The sequence below is a fragment of the Lysobacter humi (ex Lee et al. 2017) genome (assembly GCF_054781815.1).
The window spans coordinates 142,760-165,467 of record NZ_BAAGTR010000009.1; the positions used below are offsets into that span (position 1 = coordinate 142,760).

Below are 22,708 nucleotides of genomic sequence, written 5' to 3' on the forward strand. Positions count from 1 at the left end.
CGCTCCACACGGCGCCCGCGACGCCATGTCGCGCACCGCGCGCCCGTTCACTCCGCGCCGTCACCATCGCCCGGCGGCGGGCTTCCGCCCGGCAGCCGGCCGGCCCTGCGCAGGGCGTCGCGCAGCACGTACTCGATCTGGGCGTTGAGGCTGCGCAGCTCGTCGTCGGCCCAGCGCTGCGCCGCCGCGAGGACCTCGGCATTGATGCGCAGGGGGTAGGCCTTCTTCTCGCTCACCGGCCGGACCTGCGGCCACGCAGCACGGCGACGAGCATGGCGAGCGCGAGGCCGTTCACGATCAATGCGAGCGCGCTCGCCACGAGCAGCGTGCGTCGCGTGTCGCCGGCGGCCCACGCCATGCCACCGGCACCGATGAGCAGCGCGATCCCGACGCTGTTCATGAGGCGGGCCAGGCGGCCGGAGGCGCCGGCGATGCCGCCCCCGGCCTGCAGGTCGCGTGCGTGGCTGCGCGCGAGCGAGCGTGCGACGAGAAAGGCCGGCACGCTGGTGAGCGCGAAGGCGAGTGCAATGCCGTAGCCGTCCATCAGTAGAGCGAGCCCGCGTTGACGACCGGCTGCGTGCCGCGATCGCCGCACAGCACCACCAGCAGGTTGCTGACCATCTGTGCCTTGCGTTCCTCGTCGAGCTGCACGACGCCGTTCTTCTGCAGCTCCGCGAGCGCCATCTCGACCATGCCGACGGCGCCGGAGACGATGCGCGTACGCGCGGCGATGACGGCGTTCGCCTGCTGGCGCTGCAGCATCGCGTGGGCGATCTCCGGTGCGTAGGCAAGGTGGGAGATGCGCGCGTCGAGCACGTGCACGCCGGCGTCCGCGAGGCGCTCGGCCAGTTCCTGCGCCAGGTGCTGGCTGATCTCGGCGGCGTGGCTGCGCAGCGCGAGCTGGCCGTCCTCGTGCTGGTCGTAGGGGTAGCTGGTGGCCATCGCGCGCAGCGCGGACTCGGCCTGGATCTGCACGAAGCTCTCGTAGTCGTCGACGTTGAACACGGCTTCCGCCGAGTCGTTGACCTGCCAGACGATCACCGACGCGATCTCGATCGGCGAGCCGTCGAGTTCGTTGACCTTGAGCTTGCCGCTCTCGAAGTTGCGCACGCGCAGCGAGACCTTCTTCTTCGAGTAGAAGGGATTGTTCCAGCGCAGGCCGTCGGTGCGGTCGGTGCCCACGTACTTGCCGAACAGGCTCAGAACCGCCGCCTGGTTCGGCTCGAGCATGTACAGGCCGAAGAGGCCGAAGAACAGCAGCGCCCCGACGAGCGCAGCGAGCCCCGCCGCGCCGGGCGAGGTGGCGACCGACGTGGCGAAGAACCAGCCGTCGGCAGCACCGGCCAGGAGCAGGGCGAACAGAACCGGAAGGCCGGGGAGGGAACGCGCGGTGATCTCTTTCATGGGGCACCCCTGATGGATGCACAAGTGATATCAAAACGATATCAGCCCATCAAGGCCGTCCGTCGGCATCGAGGTCGATCCGGTACAGCGGCGCCGGGACGAATTCCCCGGTGACATAGGCATGGCGGCCGTTCGCATCCCAGCTGACCGCCTCGGCCTGCGGCAGCCAGGGCAGGGCGATCATCCGCGGCGGGCGGGCGATCGCCGTCGCCCAGTCCTCGCGGCTGCGCCGGCTGTAGACGAGCAGGTAGCGGTAGGTCAGCACCGCCAGGCGGCGCCCGTCGGGCGAAATGTCCGCCCCGGTCACCTGCGCGGCGAGCGGGGCGCGCTGGTTGGTGCCGCCCTGCGGCGCGAGCGCGGCAGGCATGCGCAGCCGTCCCACACGGCTCGCCGTCACCGGGTGCTCCATCGCGGGCTCGAGCGGCAGCCGGAAGACCTCCGGCGGCTGGCGGCGCTTGGAGATCAGCAGGACCTCGCCGGCGCGCTCGTCGACGGCGATCGCCTCGCAGTCGCGCGGGCCATCGGGCCAGCGGAAGACGATCGACCAGCTCGGCCGCAGGCGCTCGTTGACGAGCCGCTCGGGCTCCGGAATGACGTGCAGCTGCAGCGTCCGCCGCAGGCCGCCGTTGTCACCCGTGTCGGCGAGCAGGAGGTAGTTGCGGCCGTCGCGGCGGAAGCCGCCGAGATCCTCCCAATCGGTCTTGGGCACGTCCTCGATGCGGAACGTCGCGACGCGGTCGCCCTTGCGGTCGATCGCAAACAGCCGTGGCGGATTGCCGCCGTCGTCGTGCATCCACAGCGTTTCGGGATGACGGGGCGAGACGGCGATGCCGCTGATCTCGCCGAGCTGCGCATCGAGCATCAGCCCGCTGACGTGCGCGTCGGCCCCGCGTGCGGGCCCACGCTCGCAGCCCGCCACGGCGAGCGCGAGGGCGCTCGCCACGCAGAAGAGCATCGGCGCGGTCAGGCTGCGGGATCCCATGCGCCAAGCATCGCACGGGCGACGCGCAGGATTCGATGATGGAAGTGCCCGCTAGACTGTGCGCTGGCCCCCTTCGACGCCCGCCATGCAGATCGGCACGCCCCTCTCCCCGCATGCCACGCGCGTGCTCCTGCTCGGTTCGGGCGAACTCGGCAAGGAGGTGGCCATCGAGCTGCAACGCCTGGGCTGCGAGGTCATCGCCGCCGATCGCTACGCCGACGCGCCGGCGATGCAGGTCGCCCATCGCAGCCACGTACTGGACATGCTCGACGGCGACGCCCTGCGCGCGCTGATCGAACGCGAGCAGCCCCACCTCGTCGTGCCGGAAATCGAGGCGATCCATACGCCGACGCTCGTCGAGCTCGAAGCCCGTGCCGCGCAGGCGGGAAGCACCAGGCGCTTCGTGCCGACCGCACGCGCGGCCTGGCTCACGATGGACCGCGAGGGCATCCGCCGCCTCGCCGCCGAGACGCTCGGCCTGCCGACCTCGCCCTATCGCTTCGTCGACACGTTCGACGAATACCGCCAGGCGATCGCCGAAATCGGCCTGCCGTGCGTGGTGAAGCCGGTGATGTCGTCGTCGGGCAAGGGCCAGTCGACGGTGCGCGAGCCCGGTGACGTCGAAGCGGCGTGGGAGTACGCGCAGACCGGCGGCCGCGCCGGCGCGGGCCGGGTGATCGTCGAGGGCTTCGTGCGCTTCGACTACGAGATCACCCTGCTGATCGTGCGGCACGTCGGGGGCACCACGTTCTGCGCGCCGGTCGGCCACCTGCAGCGCGACGGCGACTACCGCGAGAGCTGGCAGCCGCAGCCGATGAGCCCGCTCGCGCTGGACCGCGCGCAGCAGGTGGCGCGCGCGATCACCGACGAGCTCGGCGGCTGGGGCCTGTTCGGCGTTGAGCTCTTCGTCGCCGGCGACGAGGTCTGGTTCAGCGAGGTCTCGCCACGCCCTCACGACACCGGCCTGGTCACGCTCGCCTCGCAGGACCTGAGCGAGTTCGCGCTGCACGCGCGCGCGATCCTCGGCCTGCCGATCCCGGCCATTCGCGACTTCGGGCCTGCCGCCTCGTGCGCGGTGCTCGCCGAGGGCCACGGTGTTCCCGTGTTCTCCGGCGTCGACGCCGCGCTCGCCGAGCCCGACACGCACCTGCGCCTGTTCGGCAAGCCGCGCGTGGCGGGCCAGCGCCGCGTGGCCGTCACGCTCGCGCTCGGCAGCGACGTGGACGATGCCCGCGCCCGCGCACGCCGGGCCGCCGCCGCGCTCGCGGTCGACCTTCGCGACGGAGACTGAGATGTCCGAGAACCGATGCGGCTATGCCGTCTTCCTGTTCGACAATGCGCTCGAGGTGCTCGGCGATGCGGTGAAGCCTTTCGTGGTCGAAGGGCCGGGCGGTGCGCAGATCTGCTGCCGCACCGTCGATACGGGCGGCGCGTTCCTCGAGATGACGCTCGATGGCGTCGACCAGAATGGGGCGCCGGCGGAGGTCGAACTGCTCATCCCGCTCGGCATGGTCCGGATGATCGTCTCCAGCCATGGCGACGACACGTTCGGCTTCGCCCCGACGGCCACCACCGCGCCGCGTGCGCTTCCCGTCGTGGGGCCGGCGGCGCCGTCCGCACTCGAACCGCCTGCAGCGATGCCGCATTCCGCGCTCGACGATCGGCGCCGCCCGCCGGAGGGCTGAGAGCGGCTCAACCAGTAGGGTCGAGGCGGTGCGGTGTCACGCCTCGAGCACGCTTTGCGGTGACGTGCGTTGCGCGGACCGTATCGTGGTGTTGCCACGTGCCACTCGCCGCTATCTCGCGCGCCGCGCCCTCGACACAGGTGGACAGAGCCACCCGACCGTCGTTCAACGCGGCCCGAAATCCACCCAGACGAGATGGTGGTCGCTCGCCTCGGCGATGTCCGCGCCCGCCTCGCCGGCACGCGGCCAGAACACACCGCTTCCGCGCACGGGCAGGCCGGTCGACGGCAGCACGTAGTCGAGCCGGAGCGTGCCGGCGTTGGGGCCGAAGTCGCCGGTGTGCACCGACGTATCGCCCTTCCGCGTGATGCCGCGCTCGCGGGCGCGGTCGACCGCGCCTTCGCTGCGCGGCACGACCGAGGCATTCACGCGCGGGTGCCCGACCAGCTGCAGGATCGCACCGGGCTCGCCGTCGCCATCGGTAGGGTCGGCGTTGTAGTCGCCGACGATCACGAACTGCTCGCCCTCCGGCAGGCCGCCGACGCGGCCGCGGTCGTCACGGAGCCAGGGCTTGTCACCGGGCGTGAGGTATTCGGCCCAGAGCCGGATCTCGTCGAAGTTGCGCAGGCCGTTGCGGTTCTCCGGGCCGTCGAACACCGGCGGCGTGGGATGCGCGGCGAGCACGTGCACGCGGCCGAGCGGCGTGCGCACCGGCACGTCCATATGGGTCTTCGAAGACAGGCGCAGTTGCGACCACGTCTCCCGCGGCCACCACGGCTGGCCGGTCTTCGGGTCGATCGGCTGGCGCGCACCGGGCATGTCGCCCCAGCGCAGCAGCCGGAAGGTGCGTACGGCGGCGGCGTCGATCGGGTGGCGCGAGAGCACGAGCATGCCGTACTGGCCGGGATGCAGGCCGTAGCCCCAGGCGTCGTTGCCGCGCCCGCGGCCTTCGCCGCCGATCGTGCCATTGCGGTCGATGTCGAGCCCGCTCGGCACGCCCGTGTTGACCGGTGCGAAATAGCGGTACGGATAGCGCAGCGCCGCGCCGCCGCCGGCCTGCGCGGCCTCCAGATACCTGCGCTGGAACAGGTCCGCCGCACGGCCCTGCGGGTCGTAGTCGAACTCGTTGAGCAGCACGATGTCCGGCCGCACGCGCTGCAGCACCGCGGCGATCTTGCGCGCGGGGGCATCGTCGGCCTCCAGGCGCGCGATCAGGCCCCCGGCCTTCTCGTCGTAGAGCGACGTGTTGTACGTGGCCACGCGGAGCGCGGCCGGGCCGTTTGCGCCGACGTCGCGGGCCCAGGCGTCGCGGTCGCCATGTACGCGCGTGCGGACGCAGGCCACCAGCACGAGCGTGGCGAGGATTAGCAGGGCGACGAGCGCGGCGGTACGGGTCATTCGGTCTCCGGAGCGAAGGGGCGCCACTGGCGGCCGTCGAACGCCTCGAGCGGGCGGAAGCGGCGCTTGTAGTCCATCTTGGGATGGCCTGCGATCCAGTAGCCGAGATACAGGTGGTGGCGACCGTCCTCGGCCGCCCATTGGAGCTGGCGGAGGATCGCATACGTGCCGAGGCCGCGCGCCGCCGCGTCGGGGTCGTAGAAGGTGTAGACGGCGGATAGCGCGTCGGCCGTCACGTCGGTGACGGCGACGGCGATAAGCCGCCCGGGCGCGCCATCGACCGGCGCCAGGCGGAACTCGAGGAAGCGCGTGCGGCTCCAGCGTCCGGTCAGGAACTGGTCGAACTCGGTCGCGCCGTGGTCGTCCATCCCGCCGCCGGCGTGGCGCGCGGCGAGGTAGCGTCGATACAGCGCGAGGTGCTCGTCGGTGCGCTCGGCGGGGCAGATGCGCATCACGACGTCGGCATTGCGGCGCAGGCACTTGCGCTGCGTGCGATCGGGTACGAACGGCGCCACCGGGATACGGACCGGCGTGCAGGCGCGGCAGGCGCCGCAATGCGGGCGGTAGACGATGTCGCCCGAGCGGCGGAAGCCCCAGCCGAGCGCGAGCGCGTACCAGTCGGCGAGACGCGGATCGCGGGGATCGAGCACGAGGTCGCGCGCCTGTCGTTCCGGCCAGTAGCCGCAGGGATGCAGCCCGGTGTGGAAGAGGCGGAGGTCGTGGTCGTCGCGGGCCGGGGTGTCGCCCATGTACGCAGCATACCGCCCACTGCGGCTGGCCCCCGGCTGAATGAAGCGCACGCCTGCGTCAACGCCAGCGGTGGCGGCGCGTTTCCCACCGTGTCGGCACTCACGCCGGACCACGGAGATCCCATGAAGCACATCCAAGCCACCTTCCTGGCGCTCGCGGTGGCCGCCACCGGCGTCGCCGTCGCCGCCCCGCAGGCTGCGGGCGGCCGCGCCCGTATCGACGCGAACGGCGACGGCGCGATCGATCGCACCGAGGCCGCCGCGCATCCGCGACTGGCTCAGCGCTTCGACCAGCTCGACGCCAATCGCGACGGCCGCCTCGACCGCACCGAGCGCCCGAAGCACGGCAAGGGCGGCAAGCACGGCCGCGGTGGCGGGCACCTCGAGCGCATCGTGAAGCTCGATGCCAACCAGGACGGTCGCATCGCGCGCACCGAGGTCGGCCAGTCGCGTCTCGCCCAGAACTTCGATCGCTTCGACAGCAACCGCGACGGCTATATCGTGCACAGCGAGCTGCGCGCGGGCCACGAGCGCATGCGCGCCGAGCACCAGCGCACGCGCCAGCAGAAAGCCACCGAGCGCTTCCAGCAGGCCGACCGCAATCGCGACGGCCGCCTGACGCGCGACGAGGTGCAGCAGGCGATGCCGCGGATGGCGCAGGCGTTCGCGTTCCTGGACGAGAACCGCGACGGCTTCCTGTCGCAGGCGGAGATCCGCCCGGGCGGCTCGCGTCGCTGATCGCATCGACGCCGCACCACGAAACGGCCGGCAGGCGACTGCCCGGCCGTTTCGTTTTCCCAGGCGTTCGAACGTGCTCTCGATGCACGAGCGCCGACGGTGTGACACCACGGCGGCCCCACGATGCGCGGCGGCCCTGAGCGGTGCCGGGAGCACGCGGCAGGTCGCGTGCGCGTGCATTCGCGAAGCCGTGGCAGACATCCGCGTCGGTCTCACGCCCGCCGCGATGTCCCGCAGGCCCGATGCGCGGCACGGGGCATTCGACGCTATCGCGCATCGGACTCGTCACGCGCCGCCGGCAGGTGCGGTCGCGTCACGCCGGATGCCGCCGGCCGCACGGTAGCGCCTCAGTCGGCCAGCGACGCCAGTTCCCGCGGATGGTGGAAGACGCGTGCCGGGCCACAGGCCCGCAGCGATTCGAGCGTGGCGTAGCCCCAGCCGACCGCCCCGAAGTCCATCCCGGCGGCGTGCGCGGCCTCCCCGTCGGGGAGCTGGTCGCCGATGTAGATCGCGCGCGACGCGGGGACGCCCGCCAGGCGCAGCACGCGCCGCAGGCGACGGCATTTTCCGAACATCGATGCGCCGCACTCGAAATGCCGCATGCGGCTGCAGTGGTCCGTGCCGAGCAGGCGGTCGACGTTCTCGCGCGAGTTCGACGTCACCACCGCGAGGGCCATGCCACGCGCCTGGAGGTGCGCGAGCGCGTCCCCGATGCCGTCGAACAGCGGGATCGGGGACGTGCGCTCGCGCATCAGCCGCATGTAGGTGCGGATGACGAAGGGCAGCTTCCAGCGCGGCATGCCCACGTGCCGCATCACACCGCGCGGCCCGAGCGCGCGCATCGTCTCGACCTCGTGGGGCGCGATCGCCGCGAAGCCGTGGCGCCGCGCCACGTCCGCCTGCGCCTCGATGAAGAACGGGAACGAATCGGCGAGGGTGCCGTCGAGGTCGAAGATCGCGAGGTCGTACTGCATGGCGGTCCGTCGCCAGCCTCGTTCAGGTCGCCACGTGCTTCACGACGCGCACCACCTGCCAGCGGCCCTGCACGCGGCGCACTTCGAGCGTCTTGTAGCGCGCCCACATGCGGTGGTGGTAGGCGGTGAACTCGACGGTGCCTGCATCCGCGGCCGTCGGCTTGAACCGCGCGACCTCCACCAGCGTCGCCGGCTGCTTCGATTGCGGATGCACGCTGCCCGTGTCCTCGTCGGCGATGCGCGTGCAGTGCGAGGCGGGAACGAGCGTCTGCCGCTCGCGCGGACGCAGCGCGTCGCGCACCTCGCGCGGCGCATCCACGCCATCCACCGACAGGCAGGCGACCGGCGTGTCGACGCGCGCGAGCTCGCTCTGCAGCACGGCGGTGGCCACGGGTACGAGCATCGCCGCAGTGCGGCCGTCGAACGGGCCGCGGGCGGTATCGACGACCGGGGGCGTGCGGCCGCCGCGCACGAACGCCATCACCACCACGATCACGATGCCGGCGAGCAGGGCGAGCTTGATGCGCGTGGCGCGACGCTGCGCGGGCGTGCGGGTGGACTCGTCGCCGAACTCGGAGCGGAAGCGCAGCTTCGAGCCGCCGCCGCGCGTGGAGTCGATCAGGCCCGCCTCGCGCAGCAGCTCGCGCGCGCGCGCCTGGTCCTCGGACTTCACGACCCAGACGGCAGGCCGGGCCGCCTCGCGCTCGCCGTAGCTCGCGGTGCGGCGACGGTTTCCCTTGTACGAGCGACCCTCCGTGATGCGGACCTCGATGCCCGCATCGCGCAGCAGTTGCGCGACGCCTTCGACGTTCTCGAGCCGCGCGCTGGCGAAGACCTGCCGCATCTCAGCCCACCACCGGGCCGCGGCCCGCCTTGTCGGGAAGCACGCGGATCATGCCTTCCTGCGCGGTGCTGGCCACGAGGCGGCCTTCGCGGTCGTAGATCATGCCGCGGGCCAGGCCCCGTGCGCCCTGAGCGCTCGGGCTGTCGATGGAATACAGCAGCCAGTCGTCGGCACGGAACGGGCGGTGGAACCACAGCGCATGGTCGAGCGAGGCCATCTGCACGTTCGGCTGGTAGTAGCTGATGCCGTGCGGGAACGTCGCGGTGCCGAGCAGGTGGAAGTCCGACGCATACGTCAGCAACGCGCGGTGAAGCTCCGGCTCGTCGCCGACCTTCTCGCTCAGCCGGAACCAGACCTGCTGGTAGGGCGGGCGCTTGGGCGGACGCAGCTCGTCGCGCGGATAGACGTGGCGGAACTCGAACGGGCCGCGGCGCGAGAGCCAGCGTTGCACCTTGATCGGCAGCTTCTCGAAGACTTCCGCCGGCACCGCGTCGGCCGGGTCGATGTCGTCGGGCTGCGGCAGCTCGGGCATGGTCAGCTGGTGTTCGCTGCCGGCTTCCTCGTGCTGGAACGACGCGGCCAGGAACAGGATCGGCTGGCCGTGCTGGATCGCGGTCACGCGGCGCACCGAGAAGCTGCCGCCGTCGCGGGTGCGGTCGACCATGTAGAGGATCGGCGCCTCGACGTCGCCGGCGCGCAGGAAGTAGGCATGCAGCGAGTGCGCGGCGCGGGCGTCCTTCGCGGAATCCATCGTGCACTGCGCGGCCGAGAGGGCCTGGCCGAGCACCTGCCCGCCGAAGACGTACTTGGTGCCGATGTCGCGGCTCTGGCCGCGGAAGATGTTGTCTTCCAGCCGTTCGAGCCGGAGCAGCTCGATCAGCTCGGATACCGGGGAGGTCATGCGCGGGGAATCCGGGCGGAGTGGGGCGGAATTATAAGCGGCCGGCCCGGCACGGCCGGCGGCCTCAGGGTGCCGCGGGCGCGGCGTTCAGGCGCTGCAGCGGCACGTTCGCCAGCACGTGGTCCCACGGGAACAGTGGGCCGGGGTCGCGCTTGCGATGCACCTGGCGCGCCGGATCGTCGCTCGCCTCGACCATCGTCGTGTCGAGGTCCTCGTGCCCGGTCACCCAGTGCAGGGAGGGGTACTCCGCTGCCAGCCGCCGCAGCAGCGCGATCAGCGTGTCGATCTGCGCGGGGGTGTAGGGCTCGTCCATCGCCTGGTGGCGGCTGTCGTACCAGTGCGGGTAGCGCCCGGTGTTGACCAGTTCGATGCCGATCGACCGCGGGTTGTACCCGCGCGTGTGGTTCGCCACCCGTTCGACAGGGACGTACTGGTGCAGGCTACCGTCGCGGTCGATGTAGAAGTGCCCGCTGTTGCCGGTGCCGCTGCCGGCGTAGAGCACCTTTTCGCCGTAGCTGCGCGCCATTGCGAGGTCCGGCACTTCGGTGCAGTGGACGATCACGAGATCCACCTGCGCGGCCGGACGCGGATCGAGCCGCGACGCGTAGGGCAGGGGGTCGACGTGCACGGGCAGGGGCGGAAGATCGGGCAGCATGTCGCGATGCTACCCGCGGCCGAGACGACGCGGCGACCGCCGGTGGTTAACCTTCCCGGATGGCCCGATTTCCCGATCGTTCCCTGCTCGGCCAGCTCACCGGCCGCTTCCCGCGCGACGGGCGTGTCGACTGGCTCGGCGTGCGGCCCGCGCGCGGCGCGCCCATGCAAATGCGCGAGGCGGTCGAGGCGCAGGAAAGCGGCGGGCTGGTGGGTGATCGCTATGCCGGCAGCAACGGCAAGCGCGGCGTCACCCTGCTGCAGGCCGAGCACCTGCCGGTGATCGCCGCGCTCGCCGGACGCGGCGCGGTCGACCCGTCCGGGCTGCGCCGCAACGTCGTGGTCTCCGGCATTCCGCTGATCGCGCTGAAGGGCCGCCTCTTCCGCGTCGGGGAGGTGCTGCTCGAAGGCACCGGCCCGTGCGATCCCTGCTCGAAGATGGAGGAGGTGCTCGGCGAAGGCGGCTACAACGCCATGCGCGGCCACGGCGGGCTCTGCGCGCGCGTGGTGGAGGGCGGCTGGATCCGGCTCGGCGACGCCGTGCGCATCCAGTCGTGACGCGCCGGCCGCGTGGCCGGGCGACAATGGCCGACTTCCCCGACCGGCCACGCCCCGCATGCGCGGACACTGCATCCTCTCCCATGGCTTCGAGAGCGGCCCCGACGCCACCAAGGTGACGGCGCTCGCCGAAGTCGCCGAGCGCTTCGGCTACAGCCACGAGCGCCCGGATTACACCGATCTCGATGCACTGCGTGACGTCAGCCCGCTCGGCGACGTGGCCCGCCGCCTCGAGCGCCTGCGCGAGCGCGCGGGCGAGGCCGCCACGCGCGGGCCGGTGGTGCTCGCCGGCTCCAGCCTCGGTGCCTGGATCAGCGGGCGCGTCTCGCTCGAACTGCCGGTGACCGGGCTGTTCCTGATGGCGCCGCCCGTGCGCCTCAACGCGGCGCATCCGCTCGAAGCCGCGAACGTGCCGACGTCGATCGTTCACGGCTGGGACGACGAGCTGATTCCCGCGGATGACGTCGTCGCCTGGGCACGCGCGCAGCGCGCCCGGCTGCTGCTCGTCGACGATGGCCACCGGCTGTCGAGGCATGTCGACGCCAGTGCGCACGCCTTCGCCGACCTGCTGCGGGAGCTCTGAGCCATGCGCTTTTTCGCCAGTTGCGGCAAGGGCCTCGAATACCTCCTCGTCGACGAGCTGCTCGCGCTCGGTTGCGAGGCCGCGACCGCGACGACGGCCGGCGCGAACGTGACCGGCAGCCTGCGCGATGCGCAGCGCGCCGTGCTGTGGTCCCGCCTCGCAAGCCGCGTGCTCTGGCCGATCGCCGACTTCGACTGCCCCGACGAGCACGCGCTCTACGCCGGCGCCGGGCGCGTGGAGTGGACCGAACACCTGCCGCCGGGCGCGACCCTCGCGGTCGACGCCCACGTCGGCGGCAGCGCGCTCAAGCACGCGCAGTACGCCGCGCAGCGCGTGAAGGACGCAGTCGTCGACCAGCTCCGCGCGCGCACCGGTGCGCGGCCCGACGTCGACCTCGAATCGCCCGACGTCCGCCTCAACCTCGTCGTGCGCAAGGGCCGCGCCACGTTGTCCATCGACCTGTCGGGCCGCCCGATGCATCGCCGCGGCTGGCGTCGCAAGCAGGTCGAGGCGCCGCTGAAGGAGGTGCTCGCGGCGGCCGTGCTGCTGCGTGGGCGCTGGCCGGAGGTCTATCGCGACGGCGGCGCGCTGATCGACCCGATGTGCGGCAGCGGCACGCTGGTGATCGAGGGCGCACTGATGGCCGCCGACGTCGCGCCCGGCCTGCTGCGCCATGGCGACGACCTGCCGACCCGCTGGCTCGGCTTCGATGCCGATGGCTGGACCGACCTGCGCGTCGACGCCATCGCGCGCGAGGCCGCGGGCCGCGCGGCGTTACGACCTGTCTTCCTCGCCCGCGACATCGATCCGCAGGCCGTGCGCGCGGCGCGGGAGAACGCGCTCGATGCCGGCCTCGTCGACGTGATCGGCTTCGAAGCTGGCGACGTCGCGACGCTCGATGCATCGCCCTGGCTGGTCGGCGGACGCAAGGTCGAGCCGGTGGAGGGTGGCGTGGCGGCCCCGGGCCTCGTCGCCAGCAATCCGCCGTACGACGCGCGCCTCGCGGCCGATCCCGCGCTGTACCGCAGCCTCGGCGATGCGCTGCGTCGCGCCGTGCCCGACTGGCGCGCGAGCCTGCTCTGCGGCGACGAGACGCTCGCCCGCGCCACCGGCCTGCGCGCGAAGAAGGTCTATCCGATGTTCAACGGTGCGATCGAGACGTCCCTGCTCGTCGTCGACCCGATCGGCCCGGCCACCGCGCCGGTCCGTGCGGAACCTGTCGCGCTCTCGCCCGGTGCGGAGATGGTCGCCAACCGCCTGCGCAAGAACCTGCGCAAGCTCAAGGCCTGGCGCGAGCGCGACGGCGTCACCTGCTTCCGAGCCTACGACGCCGACCTGCCGGAATACGCCGCCGCGATCGACGTCTACGCGACCGACGAGCCCGCGCCGCGCACGTTCCTGCACGTCCAGGAATATGCACCGCCCGCGGACATCCCGGAGGCGGTCGCCCGCGGCCGGCGCGGCGAGCTGCTGGCGGCTGCCCGCGAGGTTTTCGGCGTGGCCCGCGAGAACGTCGCGGTCAAGACGCGGGAGCGCGGCAAGGGCGGCAGCAAGTACGGCCACTTCGACCGGCGCGGCGAGTTCATCACCGTACGCGAGGGCGACGCGCGCCTGCGCGTGAACCTGTTCGACTACCTCGACACGGGCCTGTTCCTCGACCATCGCCCGATGCGCCTGCGCCTCGCGGAGGAAGCCCGCGACGCGCGCTTCCTCAACCTGTTCGCCTACACCGGCGCGGCCACCGTGCACGCCGCGCTCGGCGGCGCGCGCGCCACCACCACGGTCGACCTCTCGGGCACCTACCTGCAATGGTGCGCCGACAACCTCGCGGAAAACGGCCAGGGCGGGGCGCGCCATCGGCTCGTCCAGGCCGATGCGATCGCCTGGCTCGAGGCCGACGCCGGCCAGTACGACCTCGTCTTCTGCGATCCACCCACATTCTCGAACTCCAAGCGCGCCGGCGACTTCGACGTGCAGGCCTCGCACGTGCGCCTGCTGCGCGCGGCGATCGCGCGCCTGGCGCCGGGGGGCGTCCTCTACTTCTCGAACAACTACCGGCGCTTCAGGCTCGACGAAGCACAGGTCGGCGCGTTCGCCGAGATCGAGGACATCAGCCCACGCACCATCCCGCCCGACTTCGAGCGCGACGCGCGCATCCATCGCTGTTGGCGCCTGCGCGCCCGCACTTCGGGCTAGCATCGCCGCACCATTCAGGGAGGCCAGCGGCCATGTTCAAGAAGCTCGCAGCGGAAGCACTCGGCGTCAGCGACATCGGCATCATCGTCTCGCCCGCCGACTACGGAAAGGTGGATGCCGACGACTATCTCTTCCACGAGGACGGCGAGCGCATCTTCTTCCTGATCAAGTCGAAGAAGGACGAGTACTGCTTCACCAACCTCGCGCTGATCCACGTCGACGGCGACAGCGCGGTGTCGAGCAAGCGCACCATCCGGCGCTACGAGTACGCGAACCAGCGCGTGCACTGGGCCTCGATCGAGACGGCCGGCACCATCGACATGGACGTCGAGCTCAAGTTCGCGATCGGCGACGTCGTGCTCAGCATCGACGTACGCAAGTCATTCATCGACCAGGTCAAGGACATCTACAAGGCGCTGATCGCGATCGGCCGCCAGCAGTCCACCGACGCCTTCGCGCGCGAGAACGCGGTGCGTGCGCTCGATGCAATCGCCGGCATGTTCAAGCTGGGCAGCGTGGCGGGTGAGGGTGCCATCGTTGCGCACTACGACGCGATCCTGGCCGCGCTCAATGCGGCCACGCTGCAGCGCCACCTCACCCGCGACTTCTCGGCGATCTTCGAACGCTACATCCACGACGGCGCCGCGCCGCCCGCGGTGCCTGCGCTGGCGTGACGCCTGGCGCCTCGCACCGGGTCGGCCGCGCGATCGTCCCGGCGCTGCAACGACCCGTTCCGGGCCGGCGCATGGGGTGACGCCGGGGCGGCCGTATGTCGCTGGAGTCCCCGAGGAGCACGCCATGTCGAACGAGACCGAGTCCGCCCGAATCAGCCGCGTCGTCACCGGCATGCCGGCCACCGACGGCGCCGGCGTGCGCCTGAGCCGCGTGATCGGCACGCCGCAGCTCGACGCCCTCGATCCGTTCCTGATGCTCGACGAATTCGGGACGGATCGCCCGCAGGACTACCTCGCCGGCTTTCCCGATCACCCGCACCGCGGCTTCGAGACCGTCACCTACATGCTCGACGGGCGCATGCGCCATCGCGACAACCACGGCAACGAGGGCGTGCTGGTGCCCGGGAGCGTGCAGTGGATGACCGCCGGCCGCGGTCTAGTGCACTCGGAAATGCCCGAGCAGCAGGAAGGCCGCATGCGCGGCTTCCAGCTGTGGGTGAACCTGCCCGCGCGCGACAAGCTGTGCGCGCCGCGCTACCAGGAGTTCGCGCCGGAGCGCATCCCGGTAGCCCGGCCCGTCGCCGGCGTAGAGGTCAAGGTGATCGCGGGACAGGTCGACGACGCGATCGGACCGATCGATCAGCCCGCGACCGCGCCCGTCTATCTCGACATCGCGCTCGATGCGGACACCGGGTGGACGCACCGCCTGCCCGAAGGCCACGCCGGCTTTGTCTACGTGTTCGACGGCGAGGCGCGCATGGGCGATGCGACGCTGCGGGCCGGGCAACTCGGCGTTCTCGCCGGAGGGCCCGCGGTCGGGCTGCGCGCGGGTGCATCGGGCGCGCGTGCGCTGTTGATCGCCGGCCGGCCACTGCGCGAGCCGGTCGCGCGCTATGGCCCGTTCGTGATGAACACGCGCGAGGAACTGCAGCAGGCATTCGCCGACTACCAGGCCGGGCGCTTCTGACGCGGCGGGCGCTCCCTCGCCCGCGTGCGGATCAATCGGCGGTGCTGAGCTGCGCGTTCGCGCCGAAGCGCAGCGAGCGGGTGCGTGCGATCACCTCGCCCAGCTCGTCCTTCGAGCGCGCCTGGATCCAGACGTGCGCCACGCGCCCGTCGGCGAGGCGCAGCAGCGTCTCGCGCGCCTGCACGTCGGGCTTGCCCGCGATCTCGCTGCGGTACCAGTGCACCGGGCGGCCGTCGATCTCGGAAGCTTCGGCGCGCGCCGAGCGCGACGGCTCGAATGCGGTGTCCTTGGCCATGTAGAGGCCGAAGGCCTCGCTGCCGTCCGCACGGATCGCGGTGCAGAACTGCATGCCCGCGGTGACCTTGTGCTCCCAGGTCAGTCCGCTGTCGGCCGGCAGGGCGGGACAAGGATCCGCGGCCTGCGCCGATGCGGTCGTGGCGACACCCAGCAGGACGATGCCCGCCAGTGCGTGGAATCGATTCCTCATGTTCTCCCCCGTACCGCGGGCCCCGCCGCGGTCACGCTTCGAACATAGTCCAGTCGCGATGGCTTGACAAACGGTTGCCGATCCGCTTCGTGCGTTCAGGGTGAACGATCGACGCGGATCTCGACCGGTGGACTGCGTCCGGGAACGAGTTCGAGCACGCTGAGCGTCCATGCACCGAGCGAAACCGTGCCGGGCGTCGCGGAATTCACGGTCAGGCGGCGCGGATCGCCGTTCGTCGGACGGTGCTCGAAGACGATGTCCGCACTCCCGGCATGCACGCAGAAGACCTTGGGCGGGCAGCGCGAATCGTTCTCGATACCGATGTATCGCAGCGTCGAGCGGTCCGGCAGGGTGACCATGCCGGGCGGCGCGATCCGGATCGGCTGGCCCGGCGTGATGCCGACGCCGGTGACCGCGGTGGCGCAGCCCGAGCCGAGCAGGACGAGGGGCAGGGCGAGGCGAATCGCGAGGTCGCGCATCGGCGGGCTCCGTGGAAGGTGGCCCGACCCTAGCCGCGGCGGCGTGGGCGGCGGGTTACGGCCGGTGCCTCAGGGCTCGCGACGGTCGTCGACGGTGACGCGGCCATCCGGCAGCACGGTGAGCGTGATGCGTCGGCCGTACTCGGTCTCGGCAATCGGGCCGATGGCGCAGCCGCAGAGCGCCGCGGCGATCGCCGGGACGGTATTGCTGTGGCCGACGACGAGCACCGTGCCGCTCGCATGCGCCGCGCGCAATGCCTGTGCGGTCTCGACCGGCGAAGCCGCCGCCTCGTAAGTCGTCACCGGCAGGCCATGCTCGCGCGCCACCGGCGCGGCGGTCTGCTGCGCGCGCCGCAGTGGCGTCGCGTAGACGGCGGTCACCGGTCGCTGCCGGAGCGACCAGGCCAGGCGCTCGGCGCGGCGCTGGCCGGCTTCGGTCAGCGTCGGGTCGCGCGGGTCGTCGCTGGCCTTCTCGGCGTGGCGGACGAGTACGAAGGTCGCGCCCTGCGACGCGTCCGGCGTACTCGCACAGCTGGCGACCAGCAGGGTCAGGAGCAGGACGGCGATGCGCATGGCGGACTCTCCCCAGAGTGCGGCCATCTCACCGCGTTCCGCCCGGGTGCGCATGGGCCGCAGGTCACGCCCGCGCGGCGAGCGTGAGCAGCAGCCCGCGGGCCATCGCCATCCGCGCCCCCGGCTCGGCGAGGTCGAGCCTGATCCGAAGCTTGTCCGGGCCTTCCATCTGGTAGTGCTTCGGCTGGCCCTGGATGAGCTTGATGACCGCCATCGGGTCCACCTTCGGCTTGTCGGTGAACTGCACGCGCCCGCCGGCCTCGCCGAGGTCGAGCTTTCGGATGCCCAGCTCCGTCGCCTGCAGCTTGAGCTCGGCGATCGCGAACAGGTTCTTGGCGGGTTCGGGCAGCAGGCCGAAGCGGTCGATCATCTCCACTTGCAGGTCGCGCAGGTCATCCGAATTGCGCGCGCTGCTGATGCGCTTGTAGAGCGTCAGGCGCGTATGCACGTCGGGCAGGTAGTCATCCGGGATCAACGCCGGCACATGCAACTCGACGTCGGCGCCTCGCGCCTCGGTCATGTCGACGTCGGGCAACTTGCCCTGCCGGATCGATCGCACCGCACGCTCCAGCAGCTCGGTGTACAGGCTGAAGCCGACTTCCGCCATCTGCCCGCTCTGGTCCTCGCCGAGCAGCTCGCCGGCGCCGCGGATCTCGAGGTCGTGCGTGGCGAGCATGAAGCCGGCGCCGAGCTCGTCCATCGAGGCGATCGCGTCGAGTCGCTTGCGTGCGTCCTCGGTGATCGCCTTGCGATCCGGGATCACGAGATACGCATACGCGCGGTGATGCGAGCGGCCGACGCGCCCGCGCAGCTGGTGCAGCTGCGCGAGGCCGAACTTGTCGGCGCGGTTGATGATGATCGTGTTCGCGTTCGGGATGTCGATGCCTGACTCGATGATCGTGGTCGAGAGCAGCACGTTAAAGCGCTGCTTGTGGAAGTCGAGCATGACGCGCTCAAGCTCGCGCTCGGGCATCTGGCCATGGGCGACGCCGATGCGTGCATCGGGCACGAGCTCCTGCAGCTGGCGCTGCATGCGCTGGATGCTCTCGACGTCGTTGTGAAGGAAGTAGACCTGGCCGCCACGCGAGAGCTCGCGCTGGAAGGCCTCGCGCAGCTGCGCATCGTCCCAGGGCACGACGAAGGTCTGCACCGCGAGGCGGTGCGCCGGGGGCGTGGCGATGATCGAGAGGTCGCGCAGGCCCGCCATGGCCATGTTGAGCGTGCGCGGGATCGGCGTGGCGGTGAGGGTGAGCAGGTGTACGTTCGCGCGCAGCGCCTTCAGCGCCTCCTTCTGGCGCACGCCGAAGCGCTGCTCCTCGTCGACGATGACGAGCCCGAGGTCCTTGAACTTCACGTCCGGCTGCAGCAGGCGGTGCGTGCCGACGATGACGTCGATCTTGCCCTCGGCCACCTTCTCGAGCTCCGCCGCGATCTCCTTCTTCGACTTGAAGCGGCTCAACACCTCGACGCGGATCGGCCAGTCGGCGAAGCGGTCGCGGAAGTTGCGGTAGTGCTGTTCGGCGAGCAGCGTGGTCGGCACGAGCAGCGCGACCTGCTTGCCGCCGGCCGCGGCGACGAAGGCCGCGCGCACGGCGACTTCGGTCTTGCCGAAGCCCACGTCGCCGCAGACCACGCGGTCCATCGGCTGGCTCGACTGCAGGTCGACGACCACGGACGTGATCGCCGCGGCCTGGTCGGGCGTCTCCTCGAACGGGAAGGTCGCGGCGAACGGCTCGTACATGCTGCGGTCGACGTCGATCGCGAGCCCTGCGCGCGCCCGGCGCTTGGCCTGGATCTCCAGCAGCTCGGCGGCCACGTCACGGACCTTCTCGGCCGCCTTCTTCTTCGCCTTCGTCCACTGCTCGCCGCCCAGCGAATGCAGCGGGGCGGTCTCTTCGGACGCGCCGGAATAACGGTTGATCAGGTGAAGCTGCGCGACCGGGACGTAGAGTCGGTCGCCCTTGGCATATTCGATGTCGAGGAATTCGCCCGGGGTGCCGCCCACGTCGAGCGTGACAAGCCCGCGGTAGCGGCCCACGCCGTGGTCCTCGTGCACGATCGGCGCGCCCTCGGTGAGCTCGCCGAGGTCGCGGATGATCGCCTCGGGCTCGCGACCCACGCGCTTGCGGCGGCGCGGCTGGCTCGCACGCTCCGGGAAGAGCTGGCGCTCGGTGAGGACGGTGAACGTCGGCATCGCGATCGCGAAGCCGTCGTCGAGCGGCGCGACCGCGATGGCGAACAGCTTGGCCTCGGGCGCGCCGGCGCCCTCGCGTGTCGCCGGGCCGCGTGCGTAGAACGTCGACCAGTCCGACAACACCGTGGGCTTCAGGCCGACGGCGTCGAGCAGTTCCAGGAGCGCCTCGCGCCGGCCGGCGCTGTCGGCGGCGATCAGTACGTCGCCGGGAAAAGCGCCGAGGAAGGACTTCAGCGAGTCCGCGGCCGCGGGATCGCGCGGTGCGAGCGGCAGCGGCATCGCCGGCTGGTCGCCAAGGTGCTGCGCTCGATCGTGCTGTGCATGGCCGCTGCCGCAGACCTCGACGCGCGAGGTCTCATTCAGCAGGCCGCGCAATGCGTCGGGTGCGAAGTAGATCTCCGACGGCGGCAGCACCGGGCGCTCGACATCGTGCCGGCGCTGCTCGTAGCGATCGCCCGTCTGCGCCCAGAAATGCTCGCCGGCCTCGAAGCTGCCCTCGGCGACGACCGGCAGCACCTTCTCGCCCAGGTAGTCGAACAGCGACGCGGTCACGTCGAAGAACAGCGGCAGGTAGTACTCGATGCCGCTCGGCGCGTGGCCGGCCTTGAGGTCCTGGTAGAGCGCACTGCGGCGGGTATCGACGTCGAAGCGCTCGCGCAGGCGCTCGAGCACGCGCTTGAGCGCGGCCTCGTCGAGCGGGATCTCGCGGCCGGGGAGCAGGTGGATGCGCTCGACTTTGTCGAGCGAGCGCTGGCTCTCCGGGTCGAACAGCCGGATCGTGTCGATCTCGTCGTCGAGCAGTTCGATGCGGAACGGCTGGTCGGCGCCCATCGGATAGACGTCGAGCAGGCCGCCGCGTACCGCGAAGTCGCCCGGGTCGAGCACCTGGGGCACGTGCCGGTAGCCGGCCGCTTCGAGGCGGCGCTTCTCGGCATCGAGATCGAGCTGCTGGGCGACGCGCACGTCGAAGCTGCCGCCGACGACGTGCCGGGGCGGCGCGAGCCGCTGCATGAGCGAATGCATGGGCAGCACCACGACGCCGCGTGTGAGCGTCGACAGCCGGTGCAGCGTCGCCAGGCGCTGGCTGACGATGTCGGGATGCGGGCTGAAGGCGTCGTAGGGCAGCGTCTCCCAGTCGGGAAACGCGAGCACCGGCAGCGCGCCGTCGGTCGCGGCGGCCGCACCGAGCAGCGTGCGCAGGTCGCCCTCGAGCTGGTGGGCGGCCTGCACGTCGCGGGTGATCGCGAGCACGGGGCCGGCATGGGCCTGCGCGGCACCGGCAACGTGGAATGCGAGGGCCGAGGCGGAGGCGGGCGCACGCCACCAGGCGCGCTGCTGGCCGGCGCGGGGCAGCGGCGGGGTCGGAAAGGTGGGGGAGACCATCAGGCGCGCAATTCTAGCGGACGCCGTCGCAGCGCCTGCGCCGGCACGCGTGCCTCACCGTGCGGGCAGGTCGAGCCGCAGGGTCACCAGCGCCGGATCCGCATCGAGCGCCGGCGGCGTCGGAACGAAGCCCAGCGCGGCGGCCTGTTCGAGCAGCGGTGCATTGTCGGCCGGCACCACGCCTTCGAGGACACCGAGACCGCGTCCGCGCGCCCACTTCACCAGTCGCGTGAGGAGGTAGCGCGCGACGCCCTGGCCGGTGACGAACCGGCCGCTGAGGATGTGGAGGGTGCCGAGATGCCCGACGGGATCATTGCGGACGTGGCCGAGCGCGGCGATCACGGCTTCGCCCGGTGGCGACTCGTCGGTGGCCACCAGCACGAACTCGGTCTTGGGATTCGGGCGTACGAAGCGTTGCGCGGCCGTGCCCTCGAGGGCTGCGGCACCGAACAGGCGCGTGCGCACCGCCGCCGGTTCCAGCAGCTCGAAGCCCGCCGCCAGCGGGCCCGCGTCCTCGGGTCGGACGGGCCGCACGAGCAGTTCCCGGCCGTTCGGAAGCCGGTGTCGCTCGTGCCATGGGGGAAGTCGATCACGTGCAGCCATGCCGCGATGCTTCCAGAATGCGCGTTATCAGATCGTCGTGCGGAGCCATCATGGACAACGAGGCGCTGGGACGCCTGCTCGAGGCCTGGCCGGGCGTGACGTCCGATATCAAATGGGAGCATGACCGCGTCTGGTCGGTCGGCGGCAAGATGTTCTGCGCGCGCGCGGAGGCCGCCGGGCCCGAGGCACCGCTCAGCTTCAAGGTGCAGCCGGAGCGCTTCCTCGAGCTGACCGCACAGCCGGCCTTCGAGCCCGCGCCCTACCTGGCGCGCGCGAGCTGGGTGCTCGCCCGGCCAGACCGCGTGCCCGGCGAGGTCCTCGCCGCGATGCTGCGCACCAGCTACGAGCTCGTGCGCGCCAAGCTACCGAAGAAGCTGCAGCGTGAATTCGCCGACTGAGCGCCCGCGCTTCGGCGAGGCGCTGCGCTTCTGGGCGCTGCTGGGCTGCATCAGCTTCGGGGGACCGGCCGGGCAGATCGCGATCATGCACACCGAGCTGGTCGACAAGCGGCGCTGGGTCGACGAGGCGACGTTCCTGCGGGGGCTGAACTTCTGCATGCTGCTGCCCGGCCCGGAGGCCATGCAGCTCGCCGCGTGGCTCGGCTGGCGCCTGCATGGCCTGCGCGGCGGGCTCGTGGCGGGCAGCCTGTTCGTGCTGCCGGCCGCGTTGCTGCTCGCGGCGCTCGCCTGGCTCTACATGCGCTTCGGCACCTCGACCATCGCCGTTGGGATCGTGTTCGGCCTGCAGGCGGCGGTGCTCGGCATCGTGGTGCATGCGGCGATCCGCATCGGCGCGCGGATCCTGCGCACGCCGTTCGCGCTCGTGCTCGCGGTGGTCGCGCTGCTGCTGGTCGCGGCCCTGCAGCTGCCGTTTCCCCTGCTGCTGCTCGGCGCGGCGCTCGTCGGCATCGCGGTACACCGCTGGCGCCCGGCCTGGCTGCCGCCGCCCGGCGGGCACGGCGATGCGCCGGCGGTCGCCATGCACGGCGGCGTCGGGGGCGTGGCGCATGCCGCCGGCGTCGGCCTGATCCTGCTCGCCGCGTGGTGGATCCCGCTGCTGGCGCTGCGCGGCTGGCTGGGGCCGGAGAGCACCGCTGCCTCGATGGGCCTGTTCTTCAGCAAGGCCGCGCTGGTCACCTTCGGTGGCGCATACGCCGTGCTGCCCTACGTGGCGACGCAGGCGGTGGAGACGCACGGCTGGCTCGACGCGGGCCAGATGATGGCCGGGCTCGGGCTCGCCGAGACCACGCCCGGCCCCCTCGTGCTCGTGCTCGAATTCGTCGGCTTCGTGGGCGGCTGGCAGCATCCGGACCTCGCATCGCCGCTCGCCTCGGCGCTGCTGGGCGCAGGGGTCGCGGTCTGGGCGACGTTCCTGCCGAGCTTCCTCTTCGTGCTCACGCTCGCGCCGTGGATCGAGGGTATCGGCCGCTCGGAGCGCGCCGGTGCCGCGCTCGCGGCGATCACCTCGGCGGTGGTCGGCGTGATCGTCCAGCTCGCGCTCTGGTTCGGCATGGCGCTGGTCGGCCGGCAGGTGCCGGCGGCGGGCGTTGCCGCGCTCGCGATCGCGGGGCTCGTCGCGGTCGGCCTGTCGAAATGGAAATGGCCGGTCGCCGCCGTGGTGCCGGCGGCCACGCTCGCCGGCGTGCTGTTGCAGCAGGTGATGCCCGTCGCGGCGTGAGCGGC

Annotated in this window: 25 protein-coding genes; 10 read left to right on the top strand and 15 right to left on the bottom strand. The window is 71.6% G+C overall.

Annotated elements, in window-relative coordinates:
* Positions 1 to 47: 47 nt before the first annotated feature.
* The 4 genes from ACYVJJ_RS07510 to ACYVJJ_RS07525 are packed head-to-tail and all read right to left on the bottom strand — an operon-like array spanning position 48 to position 2,386.
* Positions 48 to 236 carry a type II toxin-antitoxin system antitoxin gene (locus tag ACYVJJ_RS07510; RefSeq protein WP_460832419.1) on the bottom strand — a complete coding sequence of 63 codons (189 nt, stop codon included), beginning with the start codon at positions 234 to 236 and terminating at the stop codon, positions 48 to 50.
* Positions 233 to 544, bottom strand: a complete 312-nt coding sequence (locus tag ACYVJJ_RS07515) for a hypothetical protein (RefSeq protein WP_460832421.1) — start codon at positions 542 to 544, stop codon at positions 233 to 235. The genes ACYVJJ_RS07510 and ACYVJJ_RS07515 overlap by 4 nt, the downstream gene beginning before the upstream one ends.
* Positions 544 to 1,404 (bottom strand): SPFH domain-containing protein, encoded by an 861-nt coding sequence (locus ACYVJJ_RS07520; RefSeq protein ID WP_460832422.1) that lies wholly within the window; start codon positions 1,402 to 1,404, stop codon positions 544 to 546. Before ACYVJJ_RS07520 ends, ACYVJJ_RS07515 begins: the two co-directional genes overlap by 1 nt.
* Positions 1,405 to 1,453: 49 nt before the next feature.
* Entirely contained in the window at positions 1,454 to 2,386 is a 933-nt protein-coding gene (locus ACYVJJ_RS07525; RefSeq protein WP_460832424.1) for a hypothetical protein, read from the bottom strand.
* Positions 2,387 to 2,471: 85 nt separating this feature from the next.
* Here ACYVJJ_RS07525 and purT point away from each other — a divergent pair, with 85 nt between their 5' ends.
* The gene (gene purT, locus ACYVJJ_RS07530; protein WP_460832425.1) at positions 2,472 to 3,677 is read left to right on the top strand and encodes a formate-dependent phosphoribosylglycinamide formyltransferase; all 1,206 of its coding nucleotides are present in this window, start codon (positions 2,472 to 2,474) and stop codon (positions 3,675 to 3,677) included.
* Between the two features lies 1 nt (position 3,678).
* Positions 3,679 to 4,071, top strand: coding sequence for a hypothetical protein (locus ACYVJJ_RS07535; RefSeq protein ID WP_460832426.1), 393 nt, complete (start codon positions 3,679 to 3,681; stop codon positions 4,069 to 4,071).
* Between the two features lie 165 nt (positions 4,072 to 4,236).
* Here the strand turns inward: ACYVJJ_RS07535 and ACYVJJ_RS07540 are convergent, their stop codons facing one another.
* Together ACYVJJ_RS07540 and ACYVJJ_RS07545 are read right to left on the bottom strand one after the other, a co-directional pair.
* Entirely contained in the window at positions 4,237 to 5,469 is a 1,233-nt protein-coding gene (locus ACYVJJ_RS07540; protein ID WP_460832428.1) for an endonuclease/exonuclease/phosphatase family protein, read from the bottom strand.
* The gene (locus ACYVJJ_RS07545; protein WP_460832429.1) at positions 5,466 to 6,218 is read right to left on the bottom strand and encodes an arginyltransferase; all 753 of its coding nucleotides are present in this window, start codon (positions 6,216 to 6,218) and stop codon (positions 5,466 to 5,468) included. The genes ACYVJJ_RS07540 and ACYVJJ_RS07545 overlap by 4 nt, the downstream gene beginning before the upstream one ends.
* 123 nt (positions 6,219 to 6,341) lie before the next feature.
* Between ACYVJJ_RS07545 and ACYVJJ_RS07550 the strand changes: the two genes are divergently transcribed.
* On the top strand, positions 6,342 to 6,956 hold the full coding sequence (locus ACYVJJ_RS07550) for an EF-hand domain-containing protein (protein ID WP_460832431.1): 615 nt from the start codon (positions 6,342 to 6,344) through the stop codon (positions 6,954 to 6,956).
* Between the two features lie 347 nt (positions 6,957 to 7,303).
* Here ACYVJJ_RS07550 and ACYVJJ_RS07555 read toward each other — a convergent pair whose 3' ends face one another.
* The 4 genes from ACYVJJ_RS07555 to ACYVJJ_RS07570 all read right to left on the bottom strand — a co-directional run bounded on the left by ACYVJJ_RS07555 (position 7,304) and on the right by ACYVJJ_RS07570 (position 10,327).
* Positions 7,304 to 7,930 carry an HAD hydrolase-like protein gene (locus ACYVJJ_RS07555; RefSeq protein ID WP_460832432.1) on the bottom strand — a complete coding sequence of 209 codons (627 nt, stop codon included), beginning with the start codon at positions 7,928 to 7,930 and terminating at the stop codon, positions 7,304 to 7,306.
* A gap of 22 nt (positions 7,931 to 7,952) precedes the next feature.
* Entirely contained in the window at positions 7,953 to 8,774 is an 822-nt protein-coding gene (locus tag ACYVJJ_RS07560) for a hypothetical protein (RefSeq protein ID WP_460832434.1), read from the bottom strand.
* 1 nt (position 8,775) lies between these two features.
* Entirely contained in the window at positions 8,776 to 9,675 is a 900-nt protein-coding gene (locus tag ACYVJJ_RS07565; RefSeq protein ID WP_460832435.1) for an acyl-CoA thioesterase, read from the bottom strand.
* A gap of 64 nt (positions 9,676 to 9,739) precedes the next feature.
* Positions 9,740 to 10,327, bottom strand: a complete 588-nt coding sequence (locus ACYVJJ_RS07570) for an N-acetylmuramoyl-L-alanine amidase (protein WP_460833334.1) — start codon at positions 10,325 to 10,327, stop codon at positions 9,740 to 9,742.
* Positions 10,328 to 10,389: 62 nt separating this feature from the next.
* On the opposite strand from ACYVJJ_RS07570, the gene ACYVJJ_RS07575 reads away from it, so the two are divergent.
* The 5 genes from ACYVJJ_RS07575 to ACYVJJ_RS07595 all read left to right on the top strand — a co-directional run bounded on the left by ACYVJJ_RS07575 (position 10,390) and on the right by ACYVJJ_RS07595 (position 15,307).
* Positions 10,390 to 10,887 (top strand): MOSC domain-containing protein, encoded by a 498-nt coding sequence (locus tag ACYVJJ_RS07575; protein ID WP_460832436.1) that lies wholly within the window; start codon positions 10,390 to 10,392, stop codon positions 10,885 to 10,887.
* A 58-nt stretch (positions 10,888 to 10,945) separates the two neighbouring features.
* The gene (locus tag ACYVJJ_RS07580) at positions 10,946 to 11,470 is read left to right on the top strand and encodes an alpha/beta hydrolase (protein WP_460832438.1); all 525 of its coding nucleotides are present in this window, start codon (positions 10,946 to 10,948) and stop codon (positions 11,468 to 11,470) included.
* 3 nt (positions 11,471 to 11,473) lie between these two features.
* Positions 11,474 to 13,666 (top strand): bifunctional 23S rRNA (guanine(2069)-N(7))-methyltransferase RlmK/23S rRNA (guanine(2445)-N(2))-methyltransferase RlmL, encoded by a 2,193-nt coding sequence (gene rlmKL / locus ACYVJJ_RS07585; RefSeq protein ID WP_460832439.1) that lies wholly within the window; start codon positions 11,474 to 11,476, stop codon positions 13,664 to 13,666.
* A gap of 32 nt (positions 13,667 to 13,698) precedes the next feature.
* The gene (locus ACYVJJ_RS07590; protein WP_460832441.1) at positions 13,699 to 14,340 is read left to right on the top strand and encodes a PH domain-containing protein; all 642 of its coding nucleotides are present in this window, start codon (positions 13,699 to 13,701) and stop codon (positions 14,338 to 14,340) included.
* A gap of 124 nt (positions 14,341 to 14,464) precedes the next feature.
* Positions 14,465 to 15,307, top strand: a complete 843-nt coding sequence (locus ACYVJJ_RS07595) for a pirin family protein (protein ID WP_460832442.1) — start codon at positions 14,465 to 14,467, stop codon at positions 15,305 to 15,307.
* A gap of 31 nt (positions 15,308 to 15,338) precedes the next feature.
* Here the strand turns inward: ACYVJJ_RS07595 and ACYVJJ_RS07600 are convergent, their stop codons facing one another.
* From ACYVJJ_RS07600 to ACYVJJ_RS07620, 5 genes are all read right to left on the bottom strand, one after another.
* A complete protein-coding gene (locus tag ACYVJJ_RS07600) occupies positions 15,339 to 15,794 on the bottom strand; it encodes a hypothetical protein (RefSeq protein ID WP_460832444.1) in 456 nt (151 codons plus the stop codon).
* 95 nt (positions 15,795 to 15,889) lie between these two features.
* Positions 15,890 to 16,273 (bottom strand): hypothetical protein, encoded by a 384-nt coding sequence (locus tag ACYVJJ_RS07605; protein ID WP_460832445.1) that lies wholly within the window; start codon positions 16,271 to 16,273, stop codon positions 15,890 to 15,892.
* A 69-nt stretch (positions 16,274 to 16,342) separates the two neighbouring features.
* Positions 16,343 to 16,846: a SixA phosphatase family protein gene (locus ACYVJJ_RS07610; protein WP_460832446.1), complete on the bottom strand. Its 504-nt coding sequence runs from the start codon at positions 16,844 to 16,846 to the stop codon at positions 16,343 to 16,345.
* 64 nt (positions 16,847 to 16,910) lie between these two features.
* Complete coding sequence (gene mfd, locus ACYVJJ_RS07615) at positions 16,911 to 20,423, bottom strand: transcription-repair coupling factor (RefSeq protein ID WP_460832448.1); 3,513 nt, start codon at positions 20,421 to 20,423, stop codon at positions 16,911 to 16,913.
* A 54-nt stretch (positions 20,424 to 20,477) separates the two neighbouring features.
* Entirely contained in the window at positions 20,478 to 20,957 is a 480-nt protein-coding gene (locus ACYVJJ_RS07620; RefSeq protein ID WP_460832450.1) for a GNAT family N-acetyltransferase, read from the bottom strand.
* 119 nt (positions 20,958 to 21,076) lie between these two features.
* Between ACYVJJ_RS07620 and ACYVJJ_RS07625 the strand changes: the two genes are divergently transcribed.
* Positions 21,077 to 21,424 (top strand): MmcQ/YjbR family DNA-binding protein, encoded by a 348-nt coding sequence (locus ACYVJJ_RS07625; protein ID WP_460832452.1) that lies wholly within the window; start codon positions 21,077 to 21,079, stop codon positions 21,422 to 21,424.
* Entirely contained in the window at positions 21,408 to 22,703 is a 1,296-nt protein-coding gene (gene chrA, locus ACYVJJ_RS07630) for a chromate efflux transporter (protein ID WP_460832454.1), read from the top strand. Before ACYVJJ_RS07625 ends, chrA begins: the two co-directional genes overlap by 17 nt.
* Positions 22,704 to 22,708: the final 5 nt, after the last annotated feature.